The organism is Bacteroides sp. BFG-606 (assembly GCF_024788145.1).
Classification (GTDB): Bacteria; Bacteroidota; Bacteroidia; order Bacteroidales; family Bacteroidaceae; genus Bacteroides; species Bacteroides vicugnae.
On record NZ_JANUIL010000001.1, the window covers coordinates 1,595,481 to 1,617,929 of the forward strand.

Genomic DNA, 22,449 nt, shown 5'->3' on the forward strand with positions numbered 1-22,449 from the left:
ATAAAGAGATTTTTTATTCCTGAACTTCGAAAGGCACTTTCTGGTCTTTCCGGAATACGCTGGATTCAAAAGTGGCAATCAAGTCTCCGTTCTGGTTCGTTACATCTACCTGATAGCAGCCTGTACTTCGACCGATGTAGCGTTCGCGTGCTTCGGCAAAAAGGGTGTCGCCAGGTCCGCTTGCGCGTAGAAAAGTGATGCTGGACGAGAGAGAGAAAGCTAGTGTACCGTGCGAGTTGGCTGCTGCGGCCAGTGCCAGGTCCGCTAATGTGAAAATGGCTCCTCCTTGTGTACGGGCGCCTGCATTCAGATGTTCGGGTTTTATTTCTAACTTGGCTTTACTGTATCCTTTGCGTACTTCCAGCAGTACTACTCCTGCGTTTTCGGCAAATAAATCATTTTTAAAGAATTCTTGTGGGGTCATGATAGTTGCTTTTGAGGTTTATTCTGCAAATGTATCAATTTATTTTGTGTATTTGCAAGGAAGATTTGTATATATTTGTAATTAGGAGATAGCAATCAGGCTTTCTTTTTCTTTCAAATTTAGATCGCTGGAATATAAGACATACATAAATTTATATTATTTTTGTGCTCAACCAATCGTCTTGTAGAAAATGGAAAGCATACCTCCTTCTGGTAAAATAGATGATCTGTCTTTGTGGAGCCTTTTAATTAAAGGTGATCAAAAGGCCTTGGAACTACTTTATCAAAAGTACTATTCTCTTTTGTTGAACTATGGATTGAAGTGTAATCCCAATAAAGAATTGGTAAAGGACTGCATTCAAGACCTTTTTGTGAATATATACCAAAATACTAACATAAACACTGCCAATATCACTGTCCGCTCTTATTTATTGAGAGCTTTAAGAAATAATCTTATTTATAAACTATCCTCTCAAAAGGAAGAGGAATCATTGGATGATGTAGCTTTTCATATTCCTGAGAATGAAGATTTATTTGAGCAATTGTTTCCTAAGAATGACGATGATATGTTATTAGCTCGCAGGTTGCTGGATGCAATGTCCCAATTGTCTACCAATCAGAAGTCGGTTCTTTATCTACGTTATGTGAAAGATTTGTCTTATAAAGAAATAGCAGATGTTATGGATATAAATGTGCAATCATCTATGAATCTGGCGAATCGTGCGTTAACAAAACTGCGTTCTCTAATCGGGCAAGATGAACATCTTCTAAGTATATGGCAACTTTTTATTATTAAGATGGTATTATCTTTCTGAATCTGGCAAATATTTATTTCTGCTATATTGTATTGATTTTTACGTACTTATCTGCTTATTTATTCTTTCTTTGTTTTTTTTCAAAAAAAAAACTTGAAATAGTGAGTATGTTTTCTATCTTATCCCATTCTAATATAAACAGGAAGAAATGAAATATAGTAAGATAGAAATAAGAAATGCCCTACGAAGGATTATAGAATATTTCAAAATGCAGGAGGAAGTTTCGTCGCAAGAGGAAATGGCCGATTTGTGGAATAAGATAGCAGTTGGTATAAATAAGAAAAAGCAAAAGAGGCAGCGTCGATATTTTATTATTACCACTGCATCTGCAGCCGCATTGATTGGATTCATGTGGCTGGGTGCTGAAAAGTTCCTTGTGAATAATAGTTTGGATTTTTCAGTAGTAGCTACAAAAATGACAAATGAATCAGCCGTAGGTGACGATATCCAATTAATTGTTTCACAGGAAGAAGTCATTTCCATAAAGAAAGGTTCTACGGTTACTTATTCTCAGAGCGGTACCGTTAGTGTCGGTGAAGAAGAAATATCCCATACTGCTACGGAGGATTTATATGATCAGATTATCGTTCCTAAAGGAAAATTCACCCGCTTAATTCTTGCCGACGGTTCCAGTTTGCATATTAATGCAGGCACAAAGGTGGTCTATCCCAAACATTTTGCCAAGAACAAACGTGAGATATTTGTAGACGGAGAGATTTTTATAGATGTGAAGCGTGATGAATCGGCTCCTTTCTTTGTAAAAACGGCACAGTTTGAAGTGGAAGTATTAGGGACAGCTTTCAACGTAAGCGCCTACAAAGGGGACGATTATGCAGAGGTGGTATTGCTGCGTGGGGCTGTGAATTTGAAAGATAATAAAAAGAATACCCTTAAACTGTCTCCCAATCAATTGGCGTCTATCAGCGATGGGGTAATCTCCGGTAAAAAGACTGTGAATGCAGCAGATTATGTTGCCTGGACAGAAGGATTGTTTGTGATGAATACCGAATCGTTGGAAAGAGTCTTTCTTAAGTTAGAACGCTATTATGGTAAAACTATCAGGTACGATGCTGCGGTAAAGGATATGATGGTATGCGGAATCTTGGATTTAAATTATTCACTGGAGGAAGTTCTATCAAGAATTGCAATAACAGCGCCAATAAAGTATGAGAATACTGTAAATGGATTCTTAATTACGAAAAAAAGTGAGTGATAACGATTGTTTAATCTTTAAATTGAAAGCCTATGATATAAAAATCGAATTATAAAAAGATATCCGAATAATACGGGAATATTATCCGGATAAAAAAACTTTTATCTAACCACTCATAGTGGTCAAACTTTAATCTTACAAAAATATGAAAAACTTAGAAAATAACGTAAGTACGAATGCTAAATTTATAAAATTCGTTCTTGCTTTTAGCTTCTTTTTTATTTCGGCAACTATTTATGCGTCAGAGTTGTCCGAATATAACCAAACTAAGAAATTTACATTTGAATTTAAAAATGTTCCTATAAAAGATTTGATTAAGCATATTGAGAAAGAAAGCGAATATGTTTTCTTCTATTATGCAGATGTTTTTGATGATTCTAAAAAAACTAGTATTAGGGTTATAGACTTACCTGTCGATGAGATCCTGAATAAATTGTTTGATGGCACCTCGGTGAGTTATGAAATAAAAGACCGGCAGATTCTATTGAAAAAGAAAGAAACAGCTCCAGCTTCAAAAAGCACAACAAACCAAAGGCAAGAGATTAATCCAAGGATTGGTAAAAGATGAAACTGGAGAAACGATTATTGGTGCAGCTATTAAAGTAAAAGGGACAACAATAGGTACTACTACAGATATGGACGGACTTTATAATTTATCAGTGCCGTCAGAAAATTCAGTCTTGATAGTTTCGTATATCGGTTATGTCACGCAGGAAGTAAAAGTAGGAGGACGCCAGAATATAATCATTACATTAAAGGAGGATACAAAGAATTTGGAGGAAGTTGTGGTGACAGCATACGGAACCGGTCAGAAGAAAGCCAGTATGGTAGGCTCGGTGCAAACCATTCGTCCTGCCGACTTGAAGGTACCCGCAACTAATCTTTCTACCTCTTTTGCCGGACGCCTGGCAGGTGTCATTGCTGTACAACGCAGTGGAGAACCGGGTGCCGACGGGGCCAACTTCTGGATTCGTGGAGTTTCGACATTGGGTAGTGCCAGTACTTCTCCGTTGATTATAATCGACGGTGTAGAGGCTTCTACGACCGACTTGAATGCGCTCGATCCTGAGGTAATCGACGGTTTCTCTATCTTGAAAGACGCTACGGCAACAGCCATGTATGGTATGCGTGGTGCTAATGGTGTCATGATTGTGACTACCAAGTCGGGAGCTGCTTTAGATAAACCGATTATCAACTTCCGTTTTGAAGGAAGCATGCACCAACCGACCAAAATTCCCGAGTTTGTGGATGGGGTCAGCTTCATGGAGCTGTACAACGAAGCCATCCGCAATCAATCTATGGGAAAAGTGCCTTATACACAAGACCAAATCGACGGAACTCGCCGTGGACTGAATCCCTACGTGTTCCCCAACGTGCAATGGTACGACGAAATGTTCAAAGAACGCTCTTTTAGTGAAACATTCAACTTCAACATCCGTGGTGGTGGTAAGAAGGTAGACTACTTCTCTAGCGTTTCTGTCAGTCACGAAGACGGTATGTTGCGGAGCCGTTCCAAAGATTTCTTTTCTTACAACAACAATATCAACCGCATGCGCTACTCGTTTCAAAACAACATTAACGCAAAATTGGGCGCTACTTCACGCCTGTCGTTGAAATTGAACGTGATGTTGGTGGACAAGCGTAGCCCGTCAAAAAGCACCGGTGAACTGTTTGCCAGCGTAATGGGCTCCAATCCAGTAGATGCGCCGATTATGTATCCCGAGGATGGTGAGACCACCTATATTAAATGGGGGGTGCCGCAGAAGGGTAAAGCGGATTACAACCCGTTAGCTTCGATGGTGAACGGGTATTCAGATACGTTCCAAAGCACCGTGATTGCCTCGTTGAATTTCGACCAAGATCTCCGTATGATTACACCGGGATTGAAATTCAAAGCCATGGCCTCACTGAAGAACTTCACCAGCTCGGTACAAACCCGTTCGGCTACTTGGAACATCTTTTCCATGAACAACTGGAGACTCAACGATGACGGAATCTACGATTACGACTTGACCATGGAGGGTACGGAACAGACAACTGAGCTGAAAACAACAAGCGAAAACACTGGTAACCGCCGCATCTACATACAAGCCATGCTTGAATACAACCGCACGTTTGGCAAACACGATGTGGGTGGTTTGTTCATCTACAACCAAGACGAATATGCCAACAACAATCCGGGTACTGATTTGTTGAAAGCCCTGCCTACCCGTCGGCAAGGTATTGCTGCCAGAGTTTCTTACGCTTACGACAACCGCTACCTAGCCGAAGTGAACTTGGGATACAACGGTTCTGAAAACTTTGCTAAAGGCAATCGTTGGGGTTTCTTTCCCTCTGTGGCTTTGGGATACAACATCAGCGAAGAGAAATTCTTCGAACCGCTGAAGGATGTCGTTACCCGTATGAAGGTTAGAGCTTCTTACGGTTTGGTAGGTAATGGTGAAATTGGTGGTGCTCGTTTTGCTTATCTGTCCGACGTCAATCTGACCGGAAGTAGTGAATTTACCACTGGTATCAATATGAACGTCTCTATGAAGGGTCCGAAATACAACCGTTTTGCCAATAAAGATTTGACTTGGGAAATCGGACGTAAATTCAACGTCGGTATCGATTTGACCATCAAGAACAAATTCAACCTGACGTTTGACGTCTTCCGTGAAGACCGTTCGGACATCTTTCAGGAGAAAGCGACCATCCCTTCATATACCGGTGTATATGGTACCAAAGCGTATGTCAACAGCGCCAAAGTGCGCAACCAGGGTGTGGATGCGTCTATCGACTTCGGTCATCAGTTCAACAAAGAATTCAGTATGACCTTCAAGGGTACTTTCACCTATGCACACAATGAAATCCGCAAATACGAAGAAGCCATCCGTGACTATCCCAACTTGTCGAGAGTGGGTTACAGCGTTTCTCAACAATGGGGATACCTTGCCGATTACCTGTTTGCCGACGACGTAGAAGTGGCCAACAACCCAGCCCAAATGATTGGCGGTACGGTGGGAGCTGGTGATATTAAGTATATCAACATTCCTAATAGATATGGAGAGTATGACCAAGTCATCGATCAAAACGACCGTATGCCTATCGGTGACCCGACCACTCCGGAGATTGTGTACGGTTTCGGTCCTTCTTTCCATTGGAGAGGCTTCGATTTCTCTTTCTTTTTCCAAGGAGTAGCCAAGACGTCTTTGTTCTTGAGCGACCTGGCTCCGTTTGGAAACGACCGCAAGAGAAACATACAAACGTTTATTGCCAACGACCATTGGAGTCCCGATAATCAGAATATTCGCGCCTCTTATCCGCGTCTGACTGCCATTCCCCTCGCCAACAACTCCGAATGCTCTACGTTTTGGATGCGTGACGGCTCCTTCTTGAAGTTGAAAAATGCGGAAATTGGTTATACCTATAAGAATATGCGCTTTTACCTGCGTGGCTCCAACCTGCTGACATTCTCCAAATTCGATTTGTGGGATCCTGAGCAAGGTGGTGGTAACGGATTGAAATATCCCACGCAACGTGTATTCAACTTAGGTTTCCAAATGACTATTAAATGAAATTCTTAAAGCAGGATATTATGAAATTGATAAATTATCTATTATTGGCAGTATGCCTGATGACGGTCGCTTCTTGTAATTATCTGGACATCGTGCCGGATGAAAAGGCTACAGAAGAAGATGCGTTTAAAAATCCGAAAGCAGTATTACGTTATCTATATTCGTGCTATTCGGAAATTCCCCAAAGACACCCCAGTGGTTCGCTTGATCTTTTGACCGGAGACGAGGTGGTAACTCCTTGGGAGCATGAAAATTTTGGTAAATTTGTGCAAGGAACCTATACTCCGAGCAACCCGATTATCAACTATTGGCACGACTTGTATCGAGGACTTCGCCAATGCTACCTGCTGAAAGAGAATGTAGGATCCGTACCAGGATTATCCGATGATTTAAAAGCGCAATATACGGCAGAAGCCGATTTCTTGATTGCCTACTACCACTACATCTTGATTTGTACCTACGGCCCGAGCATTCTGATTAAGGAATTGTTTGATATCAATACATTAGGTGATCCATCCACCTTCTTGTCGCGTTCGCCATATGACGAATGTGTGGAATGGGTAGCTGGACAATTCAAGGATGTAGCCTATCGTCTACCGGCTGTCCGCACAGGTGACGAATACGGACGTGCCACCAGCACAGCTGCTATGGCTCTCCGTGGTCGTTTGTTGCTGTATGCTGCTTCACCGCAGTTCAACGGAGGTGAAAAGTTCCGTACCCTGTATAACAACTTCACCAATGCAGACGGTACTCAACTTATCAGCACCACCTATAGCGAACAGAAGTGGCGTGATGCCGCCCAAGCTTGTTTGGAAGCCATCAATTTGGCAAAAGACAATGGTTACAATCTGTACTACGCTACAGAAGGAGCCTTAAACAACACTCCCGAGCCTAAAGATCTTACCCAACGCACGCTGCGTTTCACCTTCATCGACAAGGAAAACACACCGGAAGTTATTTTTGCCGATTGTCGCAAAGAAACCGGTAACGGTATACAAGGTAAGAGTATTCCCAGATGGGGTTCATACTGCTGGGGTGGTCTGGCCATCACCTTGCGCCAAATCGAACGCTTCTATACCGAAAACGGTCTGCCTATCGACGAAGATCCCAAATACCCGTATGCCACCCGTTTCAACATTACTGATGTTCCGGCTGGCAATCCGAATGCTGAAGAAGAAACTTTGGTGATGAATATGCAACGCGAGCCCCGTTTTTATGCGTGGGTGGCATTCCACAATGGTTATTTCGAAGCAATGGGAAAAGATGCTGATCCCAAATCGAACAATGCTTTTGCCATCAAATACCTGAGAGGTGAAACTGGAAGAGAAGAGACCAAACACTTGGTGCAGTTCACCAAATTGTCCAACCAAGGACTCACTTCGGACAATCAGCAAGGAACGAAGAGCGGTTATCTGAATAAGAAGGGTGCAAGCCCCGCCTCTTCCGTAAGTTCATCCGGCTTTACCATTGCACAATATCCTTGGCCGGTTATCCGTTTGGCAGAACTTTACTTGAACTATGCAGAAGCCTGTGTAGAATGTAACAATCTGGACGATGCGAAGATATATTTGAATCTCGTACGTGAGCGTGCCGGCATTCCTACGGTAGAGAAATCTTGGGAAGGGATCGCCACGCTCGATCAAAATAAAATGCGCCAAATTGTTCGTCAAGAACGTCAAATCGAGCTTTATTTGGAAAACCACAACTTCTATGACATTCGTCGTTGGGGTGAAGCAGAAATTTTGGGAGAAAAGCCGATGGGACTTTCGGTTGAAGAGACCGATTTGAAGCTTTTTGCACAGCCCAAAGAAGTGGATGTAAATCGTAATTTCATCCCGGCACACTACCTGATGCCGTTGCCCATTAGCGAAATCAACAAGAATCCCAACTTAGTACAAAACCCGGGATACAGTGAATAATTTTAAAGCAATACGATGATGAAAAAATATATAGTATACGCAATGGTCCTATTGACCTTCACTCATACATCTTGCAATGACAACGATGAAGGAGTGGCTCCTGCTGATATTGTTAACCTGACTTCAGAAGCCCTCCCTGGTGCCATCCAACTGAATTGGGCATATTCGAATACGGAGAATCACAATATTCGCTATGTAGAAGTGCGCTATTTTGATCCTGCCAAACAGCAAGAGGTGAAAAAGACTGCGAGCAGCTTTAGCGACGGTATCTTGATTGACGACTTGCGGTTGAAATATGGAGAATACAAATTCGAGATACAGCCTTTCAGTACGAGTTTCACCCCTGGCGCAGTGCATGAAATTGCCGCTACACCGCAACGTGCCGGAGTGGCCGAAAGTTTTACCAGTCGAGAGCTGACCATCACCGCCGATGACATCGACATTCCAGGCATCTACAGCGGCTCCAAAGCAGCCTCTTTGTTCGATAGCAACAATAGTACGTTTGTGAACTTCGACTATTCTGTAGCCACAGCCACCGGAGTGACTCGTTATTATGACATCCATTATCCGAAGACACAGGAGTTCATCAAGTTTTCCTATATCAACCGCGACCACAAGGATGCCAAATTCCCAGCCGTTATTGAATGTTACGTGAAAGCCATGGAGTCCGATCCGTGGACCTTGGTGACCACCTTGAAGCAAGATGAAGACGAGCTCCCCACTAAGCCACTCGGTAGCTTTGTTTCCAAAGAATACAGAACGCCTTTCCCCTTCAACTATTTTCGTTTCCAGGTGCCCACTGTGCACACAGGCAGTGATGTGAAGAACTTTTCGTTTGCCGAATTCCGCATTTACGAGGTAGAATACTATTTTTTCGACCCCGAGGCATAACCTACATCTATCAACAAAAATGAAAATCATGAAAAAATATCTACATTGGAATTTTATCGTTATGTTGTTTGCAGCGTGTTTCTGCACGGCCTGCAGCGACGAAGACGAAACCGCCGGCATACCGAAACTGGAAGTTGGCGTAGAAACCATCGACTTCGAGCAAGAAGGCGGCAAGAAAACAATTGAGATTATCGCCAATCGTATTAACTGGGTGGCAGCTGTGAACACGGACGCCAGAAGTTGGTGCTCGGCAACCGCCGACGTGCAAGGCAAAAAACATTTCTTAGAGATTTCGCTCAACAAGAACAATGCCATCGAATCGCGCGAAGCTTTCATTGTCGTGAGACTGGAAGACGTGGTGCATAAAATCACTGTCCGTCAGTTGGGATCAGGCAAGGGAATCTTTATTTCTCCCGAAAATTTTGAAGTGGGAAACATGGGGGAAACCATCGAGTTCACCGTGACTACGAATGTGGACTATGACCTCATTCCGTCCGATTGGATTAAAGAAGTTCCCAAAAGCAGAGCCATCGAGTGGGAAACTAACACACACCGCTACATCATCGACCGCAATGTGGGGAATAGACGTACCGGAACTATTCTCGTGAAAGAAAATAGCGATGATGAAAAGAAAATATCCGCGGAAGTGCTTGTGACACAAAGCGCTGGCGAATATGAGAGCGGTGAATCTAATTTCGGAGAGGATATAATAGTGCCCATCGCAGGAGGTGAGGCTTATAATAACTTGGGAGTTATTACTGCACAACCATCTACTCCTTATGAGAAAATTTGGGATGGTAAAAAGTCTGGCTCCGGCAGTGGTTGGCTGTGTAATAATAGTGATGAGTTTAAAACTTCGGAAGCAGAAACCGATCCGGCTAAGAAAACATGGCCATTAAGTCTTTATTTCAGATTTGAAGATCAATCCCGTATTGATTATCTGATTTGGTATGATGATAAAAACAAGGATGCATTAGTCGAAGGAGATATTTATGTCAAAACCAAGAATGATGCAGACTTCAAATTGGTAATGGAAAATGTGGCATTCGATGCCGGCGTTACTCCTACTCGTATTGATTTCCCGACAGCATTGATCGATCCGGTGGAAATCAAAGTGGTAGCCAAAAAGTCGTACACTACCAATCAGTCTGTAAAAAGATACTTATTGGTAAGAGAAGTAGAGTTCTATCGTCATAACCCCAACAACTTCGACCCGCTGACCCTCTTTGAAGATGAAACCTGTACGAAACTAAAACCGGGCATCACCGAAGAAGAGATTAATGCGTGTGAAGACCCGTTGTTCCGCAACGTGGCTTTCTATATGATGAACAACAACTACCCGTCTAAGTTCCGTATCAACACCTACAAGGCTCATCCGCATCCAGATCTCTACAAGAAAGAAAACAAACTGAGCAAGGCACATGACTTGTTGTCCAATCCTACAGGTATCTTCGTAGAGAAAGGTAAAGAGGTAATGGTTTTGGTGGGTGAAACCAACGGGCTTCCACTCACAGCCCGCATCTTGAACCTGAATGTGCCGGGTGAAGATGGATTCAGCCACAATTATTCTTATAACTTGAAGAAGGGTACGAATCGCTTCATCGCCGATTCGGATGGCTTGATCTACATCTGCTATCATACACCGGACTACCAAACAGCTCCCGAAATCACTATTCATATTCCTTCCGGAAAGGTGAATGGATATTTTGATTCCAAGATTCATGACGCTACAGAATGGAAAGAACTATTGGATGGCGCTGTGGCTCCTCACTTCGATGTATTGGGAAAATACACGCACTTGATATTCCCGGTAAGCAGTTTCAAGTTGTACACTCCCGACGGAAAAGCACTGATAGACGTCTATGATGATTTGGTATTGGCAGAGCAAGAGTTTATGGGATTGAAGAAATACAATCGCATGAATCCTAACTACGTCTGTTTCTCTGTGATGTACAAAGCTGCAGGCTATATGTATGCCGCTGAATATCACACCGGATACATCGCCAGCGAAATGAATGATTTGTGTAGTGTAGAAAAGATGAAATCCAGTGTTTGGGGACCTGCCCACGAGGTGGGACACACCTTCCAAACCAAACCCGGCTTATGTTGGCTTGGTATGGCGGAAGTAACTAACAACATTTTAGCATTGGACGTACAGACTTCCTTTGGCCTCCAATCCCGATTGATGGGTACACCTAGTAGCAACTATACTAGTTTGTACGAAAAGGGCATGTCGCTCTTGCTGCCCATCGAGTGGCCGCATGTCAGAAAAACTCCGGATGGTACTGGGATAGACGAATGGTGTCAGGTAGTACCTTTTTGGCAGTTGCATCTCTACAGCCAGATAGAAGGAAACAAAGATTTCTACAAAGATCTGTTTGAAAAGATTCGCACTACCCCCGACAAGGATTCGAAAAAACCGGGCGAAATCCAATTGGAATTTACGGTAATGGCCAGTGAAGCACTCGGACTGGATTTGACAGAGTTCTTCGAGAAATGGGGATTCTTTGCAGAGGTGGATTACAAACTGACTGTTTATGGGGAAACTGCCCAATTTACAGTGACTAAAGAGAAGGCCGACGAAACCAAAGACCGCATCAAGGCTCTGGGACTGCGCAAACCGTCTAAGCGAATAGAGTATATTTGTGATGACAACAAGAGTCTTTATGAGTCTGACAGCAGCGTGATCGCCGGAAGTGCTTCCAGAACCGGACAGAATTTCAGAATGATCAACTGGAAGAACGTGGCAGCCTACGAAGTATGGTCGGACGACACTTTGTTGTTTATCTCTCCCGCCGGCACCTTTACTATGCCCGCCCAATTTGTAGTGGGCACCAAAGTGCAAGTATTTGCCATATCCGTCTCTGGACAAAAAACAGAAGTTACATTTTAATTAAAAGGAAATAGATTTTAAATCATGAAACATTTATTTACAGGGGCATTGATTATCGGAGTAATGGGTTGCACTACTCCGCAACAAACGCAAAAAGATAATATATCGGGTATCTATCCTAAGCTCGCCTTCTACAACAACGAAGGCGAATGTGGAACAGGTGCCGTAGTGCCTTGGGCAGGAAACCTGTGGGCCATCACTTATGGTCCACACATGCCGTTTGGCTCGTCGGACAAATTGTATCAGATTACGCCGGACAAGAAACTTGTCGTCCGTTCGGAAAGCATCGGTGGAACTCCCGCCAACCGTCTGATTCATAAAGAGACGAACACGTTGAACATCGGTTCTTACTTCATTGATCAAAGCGAAAACGTGCGCGTATTGCCTTGGCAAGAGGCTCCGGGACGTTATACGGGTGCTGCCCGCCATTTGACCGACCCTGCCAACAAGATTTACATCGGTACGATGGAAGAAGGTTTCTACGAAGTGGACGTAAACACACTCAAAGTCAAAGAACTGTATCAAGACGGCAACGAGGGACGTCGTCTGCACAAAAAAGACCCGAAGAATAACCCGCCATACGTAGACTTGCTGCCGGGAGCGCACGGTAAAGGATTGTATTCAGGACAAGGTGTGATGGTTTTCTCCAACAATGGAGAAAACAGTGCGGCTGCGATGAAACATTTCGATGCGTTGTCCGGTTCGCTATGCGAATGGGACGGAAAAGACTGGAAGGTGGTTCGCCGCAATCAATTTGTTGAATTGACCGGTCCCGGCGGCATTTACGGAAACCCTAACCCCGAAACCGACCCGATTTGGGCTACCGGTTGGGACCACAAATCTGTACTGCTGGGTGTGAGAGGCGCACAGAAAGGATGGACTTTCTACCGTCTGCCCAAAGCAAGCCACTCTTACGACGGTGCACACGGATGGAACACCGAATGGCCGCGCATCCGCAACGTCGGTGCCGAAGGAGAAAATGACTACCTGATGACCATGCACGGATTGTTTTGGAGGTTCCCCCACACCTTTACTGCCGACAACTCGGCCGGTATCCGTCCGCGCACCACTTACTTGAAAGTGATTGGCGACTTCGCCCGCTGGAACGACGAATTGGTGTTCGGTTGCGACGATTCTGCGCAGAAAGAATTCTTGAACAAGCGTAAAGCCAAAGGTAACATCGAAGGGCCGGGACAATCTAACTCCAACCTGTGGTTTACCTCACTGACCAAACCCGATGAATTGGGTCCTGCCACTGCTGACGGTGCTATTTGGGAAAAAGAAGAGGTGAAAGCCAACACCAACTCTGATCCCTATCTGTTTGCCGGATGGAAAGAACGCTGTTGCTGGATTAAGAACGATGGCGCAAAAGCTGTGAAATACCTCTTTGAAGTAGATGAAAAGGGTAACAACCAATGGACCAGCCTGCAAGAGGTGCTTGTTCCTGCCGGTGAATCGGCTTACGTCGCTTTCAACCCGGTCACCAAGGGTGAATGGATTCGCGTGAGAACAGACAAAGACACACAGACTTCTGTCAGTTTCATCTACACTTCTGCTGACAACCGTACGGCTGCTATAGCACCGATGTTCAAAGGTTTGTCTGAAGTGTCTGAAAAGAATTCATTGGGTGGTCTGCTTTACGGCTTGGGTAAGAACAGAAGAGCCTTGGGCGTATTGGCCACTACCATCGAAAACGGACAAGTGAAAGAGAACGGGTACTATGAAATGAGTGACACATTGGCTTTGGTTCGCAAGGACGACGCACAGACTGCCGATTTCATCCGTGAGAAGTTTGCCATTCCTCACCAAGTGGTGACTGTCGACGAATCTTCTATCCTGATTGTGGACGACCGCAACAGACGTTGGCGCTTGCCGTTGGGAGATGCTGAATATTCTTCACTGATAGGACAAGACGTGTTGCGTATCTGTCGCGAAGTGGCTACCGAACGCGACCTGTTCAATTGCCACGGCACCTTCTACGAACTGCCCGCTGAAAATGCCGACGGTTATGCCAAGATGCGCCCCATCGCTTCTCACAATTTTCGCATCCACGACTATGCTTCCTACCGTGGTATGCTGGTGATGACCGGTATCAACCCGAAAGAGATGAAGAACAAAGAGCATATCATCGTGTCCGAAGACGGTAAAGCTGCCGTATGGGCAGGAGCTATTGACGACTTGTGGGAAATGGGCAAACCCGTAGGAAAGGGGGGGGCCGTGGAAGAACACAGCAGTGAAAGCCGGCGAAGCATCCGATCCTTACTTGATTGGATTCTACGACAAGAAGAACTTGACACTTTCTCATTCTTCTCAATCGGACGTAACCTTCACTGTAGAGGTTGACCCTACCGGTAACGGCAAATGGGTGAAATATGCCACCCTGACAGTGAAACCGGGCGAACAGATGAAACATGAGTTCAAGGCTCCGTTCCAAGCTAGATGGATTCGCTTCTCTATAGATGCGGATACCAATGCAACTGCTTGGTTGGAATATAAATAATTAGTTGATAAGTTAAACTAATTTCAGTTCTCCTCCTTCTGGGAAGGAGGGGAACCTGATGCTCTATTGAATGACTTTTTGACATTAAAAGAACAAAGGCAAGTATCCTTATGTATCTGCCTTTGTTTTAAAGAAAACGCCGTGAAATTAATTTATAGCATAATTGGGTCCGTACTATTTGCCTACGCTCCGCTGGTCGCCCAAACAACTGAACAGAACCCTTATCTGCGCTCGGACACTTTGGGAAGATTGGCTAACAAGGTGTATTCCGCAGTGGTGATTCCCGAATGGATGGGCGATTCTCACTACTTTTGGTACAAGAACCACGAGAAAGGCGGTACCTTTTACTACTGGGTAAACGCTGAAACGGGCGAGAAGAAACGGGCAACTACAATGGACGAACTGAAAGCTTTCGCTCCTGAATTGTGGAAACCTGTTCCCAAAAAGAAAAAAGAACACACCGACGAACGGAATCGAGTCCTCTCGCCAAATAAGCAATGGGTGGCCTACGTTCGAGACTACAACGTGTACATCTCTCCCGCGGGCAAAAAGCAAGTGGAAGAGATTGCATTGAGCATGGACGGAACCTTTGGATGCTACTACGACACGCACCTGTTGTGGTCGCCCGACTCAAAGAAACTCGCTACGGTAAAGACACGCTCCGCCAACTGCCGTCGCATTCCCCTGTTGGAGTCGCGTCCCAAAGAGCAACTGCAACCAAAACTGCAATGGCGGGACTATGCCAAACCGGGAGATGTACTGTCCATCTCGGTGCCCGCGCTGTTCGACGTGGAGCAGAGAAAGCCCATCGTCCTAGATACACGCCCGTATGAAGAGCAGTTCAGCCTGCAACTGACGGGATGGAGAAAGGACAGCCGTGCCTTTACTTTTGAGTTCAACCGTCGCGGACATCAGCAATACGTGGTGGGCGAGGTGAATGCCAACGATGGAAGCATCCGTTCCTTAGTGGACGAACGCTCAGAAACCTTCATCTCTTACATTGACAACTACCGCTATGACTTGAACGACGGCAGAGAGATACTCTGGCTCTCCGAGCGCGACGGTTGGCGTCATCTCTACCGCATAGACGGAGCTACGGGAACGGTGAAGGGCCAAGTGACCCGCGGAGAATGGGTGGTGCGCAAAGTGCTTTTCGTTGACGAGGAGAAGCAGCAAATCTACTTTATGGCCTCTGGACTTCACAAGAAAGAGGATCCGTACAATCAGCATCTCTGCACTGTTCGTTTTGACGGTACGGAGATGCGCGAACTCACTCCCGAGAACGGAAACCACCGCATCACTTTCTCCAGGGACAAGGCTTTTTTTGTGGATGTTTGTTCCCGCCCCGACTTGCCTCCCATTAGCGTGTTGCGCAAGACGGGAGAGAAAAAGGCAGTGACTGTGTTGGAGAAATGTGACGTGTCCGAATTGGTGGCGGAAGGCTGGCAGATGCCGGAAGTGTTCTGCGCCAAAGGCAGGGATGGTGTGACGGATATTTGGGGAATCATCTATCGTCCTTTTAAATTTGATCCTACCAAATCCTATCCTATTATTGAGGATATTTATGCCGGCCCGCACGACTCACACGTGCCGAAGGATTTCAAATCGATAGCATGGCACACGGCTGCATTGGCCGAACAGGGCTATATCGTGGTAAAAATAGACGGTATGGGGACGAACAACCGTTCTAAGAAGTTCCACGATGTTTGCTGGAAGAATTTGAAAGATGCCGGATTTCCCGACCGTATCCAATGGATACTGGCGGCAGCACGTAAATATAAATACATGGATACGCAGCGTGTAGGTATTTACGGTTGGTCAGCTGGCGGACAGAACGCCATGGCGGCCTTGCTGTTCCATCACGACTTCTACAAGGCGGCGGTCGCTCTGTGTGGTTGCCACGACAACCGGATGGACAAGGTGTGGTGGAACGAACTTTGGATGGGCTACCCTGTAGATGAAAGCTATTCCCGCTCTTCCAATGTGGATAATGCCCACCTGCTAAAAGGCGACTTGCTGTTAATTAACGGTGAGTTGGACGATAACGTGGATCCCGCATCGACTTTGCAAGTGGTGGATGCTCTTGTCAAGGCGGATAAGATGTTCGAACAACTTTATTTGCCGGGCAGAGACCATGCACTTGGAAAATATTACGAACTTCACCGTCTGTATGAGTTCTTTAACCGTAAACTGAAAAAATAGATAACAACATTCTAATCATAAACATATTACAAATATGAAAATATCAAGAAGAAACTTCCTTAAAAAGACTTTAGCAGGCTCCTTGCTACTTGGCACAGCCTCTTTGCCGCAACCGCTGTCGGCTATGATTCCCTCAGTAGAAGAAGTAACAAGAAAAAAGACCCAAAGAGTAGTCTTAATCAGCTTGGATGGTATCTGCGTGGCAGGTTTCCACCAGGCGAATACACCAAACTTGGACGCGCTGCTTGCGCTAGGAGCTTTGTCCACCGAAACGCGTGTAGTGATGCCTTCGTTCACTTTGCCTAACTGGACTAGCCATCTAACCGGCAGTGGCCCCGAACAACATGGGGTAGTGAATAATAGTTGGACGTTATCCAAGCATAAGCTTCCCGCTATCGAGACAGATGCCGACGGGTATTATCCTTCGGTATTTAAAGTGTTGAAAGATGCGAATCCACGCATAAAAACCGCTTTCTATTACAACTGGCTCAACTTAATTTATCCATATAATCAAAAGTATCTGGATGAAGTCAGTTTCCTGAAGAACGACGCTTATCTGCCGAACTATGAAAAGGCTTTCAATTTTTTGGTAGATAACCGTGAAGACCCGACGCTGGTATTCCTTTATTCGGTACATACGGACCATGCCGGACATAAGTATAAATGGATGTCACCGGAATATATACGTTCGATAGAAGAAGCGGATGTGGAAATCGGTAAGTTTATCGATAAGATGAAACAGGAAGACTTGTATGATGACACGCATTTCATGTTCCTGACCGACCACGGTGGAATAGGGAACGGTCATGGCGGTGTCAGCACGGATGAGATGATTGTTCCTTGGGGAATTACAGGACCCGGTATTGTCAAAGGGCTGAAAATAACGGAACCCAATAATACGGTCAATACAGCTGCTGTTATTTTGCATCTGTTTAAAGTGAAGCAGCCACTTTCGTGGGTTGGTGAGATACCTAAATCTATTTTTAAATAATAAAAGTTTGGATTAGATTTCGATTCTGCATTGCCGGACACTCTGTATCGGCAATGTGTTGATTAAATTAAAAAAAAATGAAGAAAGTATTTACTATTATAGCTTTGGAACTTGTTGTTTCATTCGCTTGTCAGAGTGTCTTTGCACAAAAAGACTCTAAAACCTTTGCTCCCATTAAAGTAGAAACGCCTTCCCGGCCTGCAGGACAGAAAGATGTAATCCAGCTTGTCGCTCCTAAAATAGATACTGTACGTGTAGGTTTTATCGGACTTGGAATGAGGGGAGTAGGTGCCGTAGAACGTTGGATTCATATTCCGGGTACTAGGATCGTTGCCCTTTGTGACATTCGTACCGAACGGGTGGAAAAATCACAAAAAATACTGAAAAAAGCAGGTCTGCCCGAAGCTGCTTCTTATAGTGGAAAGGAAGATGCATGGAAAGAACTTTGTAAAAGGGATGATATCGACCTTGTGTATATTATCACGGATTGGGAACATCATGCTGAAATGGGAGTGTATGCGATGGAACATGGCAAACATGTAGCGATTGAGGTTCCGGCAGCTATGACTCTTGATGAAATATGGAAATTGGTCGATACTTCGGAAAAAACTCGCAAGCATTGTATGCAACTTGAAAATTGTGTCTATGACTTCTTTGAATTGACTACTTTGAATATGGTACAGCAGGGTGTTATGGGTGAAGTGCTTCATGTAGAAGGGGCTTATATTCATAATCTGGAAGATTTTTGGACTCATTATTGGAATAACTGGCGTATGGATTATAATCAGAAATATCGTGGAGACGTATATGCTACTCATGGTATGGGACCTGCCTGTCAGGTGCTGGATATTCATCGTGGTGACCGAATGAAGACACTGGTGGCAATGGATACGAAAGCAGTGAACGGACCTGCCTATATTAAAAAACGTACGGGTAAAGAAGTGAAGGATTTCCAGAACGGGGATCAAACGACGACTATGATCCGTACGGAGAATGAACGTACAATGCTTATCCAGCATAATGTTATGACTCCACGTCCATACAGCCGTATGTATCAGGTAGTAGGAACGGATGGGTTTGCCAGCAAATATCCGGTAGCGGAGTACTGTTTGCGACCTTCTCAGGTAAGTCCCACGCAAATACCGGATCATGAAAACCTGAATGCTCATGGTGCTGTGCCGGTAGGTGTGAAAAAAGCATTAATGGCTAAATACAAAAGTCCGATATTAGACAATGAACTGGAAGAAACAGCCAAGAAAGTAGGGGGACATGGGGGAATGGATTATATAATGGATTATCGCTTGGTGTATTGTCTGCATAATGGTTTACCGTTGGATATGGATGTATACGATTTGGCAGAATGGTGCTGTATGGCCGAACTTACCCGACTTTCTATTGTAAATAATTCTGCTCCAGTGGAAGTGCCTGACTTCACTCGTGGCGGGTGGAATAAGGTGAAGGGATATAGACATGCTTTTTCCAAATAATGGATGTTGTTTAAGAAGAGTGATACGAATAAAAACAAATTTGAAAGCATGAATAAACCATCATTTTCTCTCTTATTGACAGGTATATGTACGGGAGTCTTTTCTTTGGTAACTATGAACGCTATGGCTAATAGTACCCCGAGAAAACCCTATTGGCAGGATGTGCAAGTAGTGGCAGTTAATAAAGAATATCCGCGTACTGCTTTTATGACCTATGACAACCGCACTGATGCACTTACCGGCAAATATGAAAACAGCAAGTACTATCAGTTACTGAATGGTGATTGGAAATTCTTTTTTGTAGATAGTTACAAGAAACTACCGGAGAATATAACCGACCCGTCTGTCAGCACCGCATCTTGGAATGATATTAAAGTTCCAGGCAATTGGGAAGTGCAGGGGTACGGAGTAGCTATATATACGAATCACGGATATGAATTTAAACCGCGCAATCCGGAACCTCCGATTCTTCCGGAGGCTAATCCGGTAGGAGTCTATCGCCGCGACATCGATATCCCTTCGGATTGGAAGGAGCGGGATATTTACTTGCATCTTGCTGGAGTCAAGTCCGGTGTATATGTGTATATAAACGGACAGGAGGTAGGATATAGCGAAGATTCAAAAAATCCGGCTGAGTTCTTAATCAATAACTATGTGAAGCCGGGTAAGAATGTACTAATTCTGAAAGTGTTTCGTTGGAGCACCGGTTCTTATCTCGAATGTCAGGACTTCTGGCGGATTAGCGGCATCGAACGTGATGTATTCTTGTATTCACAGCCTAAGGCTGCTCTCAAGGATTTTCGGGTGAAGTCGACTTTGGATGACAGTTATAAGAATGGGATATTTGCCTTGAATGTAGACTTGAGAAATCGCGGAAAAGAGGCGGCTAATCTAACATTGGTATACGAGTTACTGAATGCGCAGGGAAAAGTGGTTGCTGCCGAAGAAAAGACAGCCTATATTCCTTCAGGTGAGATTCGAGCAGTTTCTTTCGACCAAAATCTGACGAATGTTAGCACTTGGACCTCAGAAGCCCCGAATCTATACAAGTTATTGATGACGGTAAAGAAGAATGGTAAAGTCAATGAGATTATTCCGTTCAATGTAGGTTTCCGCCGTATCGAGATTAAACCTATTGAACAGAAGGCAGCCAATGGAAAACCATATGTTTGTTTATTCATTAATGGGCAACCGTTGAAACTGAAAGGTGTGAATATCCATGAGCACAATCCTGAAACCGGACATTATGTAACGGAAGAGTTGATGCGTCGTGACTTTGAACTTATGAAGCAGCATAACTTGAACAGTGTACGTCTCTGTCACTATCCGCAAGACCGTCGTTTTTATGAGCTTTGCGATGAATACGGACTTTATGCGTATGATGAAGCTAATATTGAAAGCCATGGCATGTATTATAACCTTCGCAAAGGAGGTACATTGGCAAATAATCCGGAATGGCTGAAGGCACACATGGACCGTACAATCAATATGTTCGAACGCAACAAGAACTATCCGTGCGTCACTTTTTGGTCACTGGGTAACGAAGCCGGAAACGGATACAACTTCTATCAGACTTATCTGTGGCTGAAAGAAGCGGACAAGAATCTGATGGTTCGTCCTATCAACTATGAGCGTGCACAATGGGAATGGAATTCTGATATGTACGTTCCTCAATATCCGGGTGCCAGTTGGCTGGCGTCTGTTGGTAAGAACGGCAGCGACCGCCCTATTGTCCCCTCGGAATATGCTCATGCTATGGGTAACTCTACCGGAAACTTGTGGGGACAATGGCAGGCTATTTATAAATATCCGAACCTTCAGGGAGGATATATTTGGGACTGGGTAGATCAAGGTCTTCTCCAAAAAGATAAGAATGGTAAAGAATACTGGGCTTACGGTGGTGATTTTGGCGTGAATGCTCCGAGTGATGGTAATTTCCTGTGTAATGGTCTTGTCAATCCCGATCGTGGGCCGCATCCGGCTATGGCAGAAGTGAAGTATGTACATCAGAATGTAGGTTTTGAAGCAATCGATGCTGCTTCCGGTAAGTTCAGAATTACGAACCGTTTCTACTTTACTAACCTGAAAAAGTACCGGATTCATTATAGTGTACTTGCCAACGGTAAGACAATCAAAAATGGAAATGTGTCATTGGATATTGCTCCGCAAGGTTCTAAAGAGTTCACTGTATCTGTAAACGGCTTGAAAGTTCAACCGGGAACAGACTATTTTGTAAACTTCAGCGTAACAACGACAGAGCCGGAGGCTCTGATTCCAACTGGATATGAAATTGCTTACGACCAGTTTCAGCTGCCTGTACAGGCGGAAAAGAGTACTTATAAAGCAAACGGACCTGCATTGAAAACAGCCACTCAAGGCGATGAATTTATCGTATCTTCTTCAAAGGTAAACTTCGTATTCAATAAGAATAGCGGATTGGTGACCTCATATAGAGTAAATGGTACTGAATATTTTAATGATGGATTTGGGATTCAGCCTAACTTCTGGCGTGCGCCTACCGATAATGATTATGGGAACGGTGCTCCCAAACGTTTGCAGGTATGGAAGCAATCAAGTAAGAATTTCTGTGTGACAGACGTTGATATGACAACAAAGGATAAAGTTGTCTTATTAAAAGCTACTTATCTTTTGGCTACCGGTAATCTGTATGTCGTTACTTATAAAATCTATCCGAGCGGAATTGTGAATGTGAAAACTTTGTTTACTTCTACTGATATGGAAGCAGCTGAGACAGAAGTTTCCGAAGCTACCCGCACGGCTACCTTTACTCCCGGAAGTGATGCTGCTCGCAAGGCTGCTTCCAAACTGGAAGTTCCTCGCATCGGTGTTCGTTTCCGTTTACCGGTTCAAATGAATAATGTACAATACTTCGGTCGTGGCCCGGGAGAAAACTATATCGACCGCAATCATGGAACACTAGTTGGCGTATATAAGACGACTGCGGATAAGATGTATTTCAATTACGTTCGCCCCCAAGAGAACGGACATCGTACGGATACCCGCTGGGTTGCTTTATCACCTGACAGAGGAAACGGATTGGCTATTGTAGCCGATAGTCTTGTCGGATTCAATGCTCTTTGCAACTCTGTTGAAGACTTTGACTCGGAAGAGGCTTCGTCTCGTTCTTATCAATGGCATAATCTTACTCCCGAAGAGATTGCCAACCATGATGAGAACGCAGCACGCAACGTATTGCGAAGAATGCATCATGTCAATGATATCACTCCGAAGGACTTCGTGGAAGTCTGTGTGGATATGAAGCAGCAGGGAGTGGGCGGTTATAATAGTTGGGGCGCACGTCCGGAATCAATCCATCAAATCTTGGCTAATCGTGAATATAGTTGGGGATTTACCTTAGTCCCTATCCATTCGGTTAATCAGGTAAACGAAGTTACTAAATATAATTATTGATTAAGATAAAATTTAACTGGTTTTTAGAAGGGTTTTGTGAAAATGGAATTGTTGTGTGATTCAGTGTATGAAAAACATGACAGTTCCATTTTATAATATATGCATTGTTTAATGTATGAGGACAGT

At 44.3% G+C, this 22,449-nt stretch carries 14 protein-coding genes; 13 read left to right on the forward strand and 1 reads right to left on the reverse strand.

Features of this window, described 5'->3' with window-relative positions; translation table 11 throughout:
* Positions 1-13: 13 nt before the first annotated feature.
* Complete coding sequence (locus NXV01_RS05665; protein ID WP_148364233.1) at positions 14-424, reverse strand: PaaI family thioesterase; 411 nt, start codon at positions 422-424, stop codon at positions 14-16.
* 190 nt (positions 425-614) lie between these two features.
* Here NXV01_RS05665 and NXV01_RS05670 point away from each other — a divergent pair, with 190 nt between their 5' ends.
* The 13 genes from NXV01_RS05670 to NXV01_RS05725 all read left to right on the forward strand — a co-directional run bounded on the left by NXV01_RS05670 (position 615) and on the right by NXV01_RS05725 (position 22,323).
* A complete protein-coding gene (locus NXV01_RS05670; RefSeq protein ID WP_254883863.1) occupies positions 615-1,238 on the forward strand; it encodes an RNA polymerase sigma factor in 624 nt (207 codons plus the stop codon).
* 148 nt (positions 1,239-1,386) lie between these two features.
* Entirely contained in the window at positions 1,387-2,451 is a 1,065-nt protein-coding gene (locus NXV01_RS05675; RefSeq protein ID WP_148364232.1) for a FecR family protein, read from the forward strand.
* 145 nt (positions 2,452-2,596) lie between these two features.
* Positions 2,597-3,019 carry an STN domain-containing protein gene (locus tag NXV01_RS05680; RefSeq protein WP_259021889.1) on the forward strand — a complete coding sequence of 141 codons (423 nt, stop codon included), beginning with the start codon at positions 2,597-2,599 and terminating at the stop codon, positions 3,017-3,019.
* On the forward strand, positions 3,006-6,008 hold the full coding sequence (locus NXV01_RS05685; protein ID WP_259021890.1) for a TonB-dependent receptor: 3,003 nt from the start codon (positions 3,006-3,008) through the stop codon (positions 6,006-6,008). Before NXV01_RS05680 ends, NXV01_RS05685 begins: the two co-directional genes overlap by 14 nt.
* 20 nt (positions 6,009-6,028) lie before the next feature.
* A complete protein-coding gene (locus NXV01_RS05690) occupies positions 6,029-7,927 on the forward strand; it encodes a RagB/SusD family nutrient uptake outer membrane protein (RefSeq protein WP_259021891.1) in 1,899 nt (632 codons plus the stop codon).
* 18 nt (positions 7,928-7,945) lie between these two features.
* Positions 7,946-8,818, forward strand: coding sequence for a hypothetical protein (locus tag NXV01_RS05695; RefSeq protein WP_195533239.1), 873 nt, complete (start codon positions 7,946-7,948; stop codon positions 8,816-8,818).
* Between the two features lie 28 nt (positions 8,819-8,846).
* Positions 8,847-11,711, forward strand: a complete 2,865-nt coding sequence (locus NXV01_RS05700; protein WP_167511712.1) for a M60 family metallopeptidase — start codon at positions 8,847-8,849, stop codon at positions 11,709-11,711.
* A gap of 24 nt (positions 11,712-11,735) precedes the next feature.
* On the forward strand, positions 11,736-14,054 hold the full coding sequence (locus NXV01_RS05705; RefSeq protein ID WP_309569297.1) for a hypothetical protein: 2,319 nt from the start codon (positions 11,736-11,738) through the stop codon (positions 14,052-14,054).
* Positions 14,055-14,076: 22 nt separating this feature from the next.
* Positions 14,077-14,211 (forward strand): hypothetical protein, encoded by a 135-nt coding sequence (locus tag NXV01_RS25885; protein WP_309569298.1) that lies wholly within the window; start codon positions 14,077-14,079, stop codon positions 14,209-14,211.
* 141 nt (positions 14,212-14,352) lie between these two features.
* On the forward strand, positions 14,353-16,413 hold the full coding sequence (locus NXV01_RS05710; protein WP_195533236.1) for a S9 family peptidase: 2,061 nt from the start codon (positions 14,353-14,355) through the stop codon (positions 16,411-16,413).
* A gap of 34 nt (positions 16,414-16,447) precedes the next feature.
* Entirely contained in the window at positions 16,448-17,404 is a 957-nt protein-coding gene (locus NXV01_RS05715) for an alkaline phosphatase family protein (protein WP_148364225.1), read from the forward strand.
* Positions 17,405-17,481: 77 nt separating this feature from the next.
* Positions 17,482-18,891 (forward strand): Gfo/Idh/MocA family protein, encoded by a 1,410-nt coding sequence (locus NXV01_RS05720; protein ID WP_148364224.1) that lies wholly within the window; start codon positions 17,482-17,484, stop codon positions 18,889-18,891.
* A 114-nt stretch (positions 18,892-19,005) separates the two neighbouring features.
* The gene (locus NXV01_RS05725) at positions 19,006-22,323 is read left to right on the forward strand and encodes a glycoside hydrolase family 2 TIM barrel-domain containing protein (RefSeq protein ID WP_409012949.1); all 3,318 of its coding nucleotides are present in this window, start codon (positions 19,006-19,008) and stop codon (positions 22,321-22,323) included.
* The last annotated feature ends 126 nt before the right edge of the window (positions 22,324-22,449 follow it).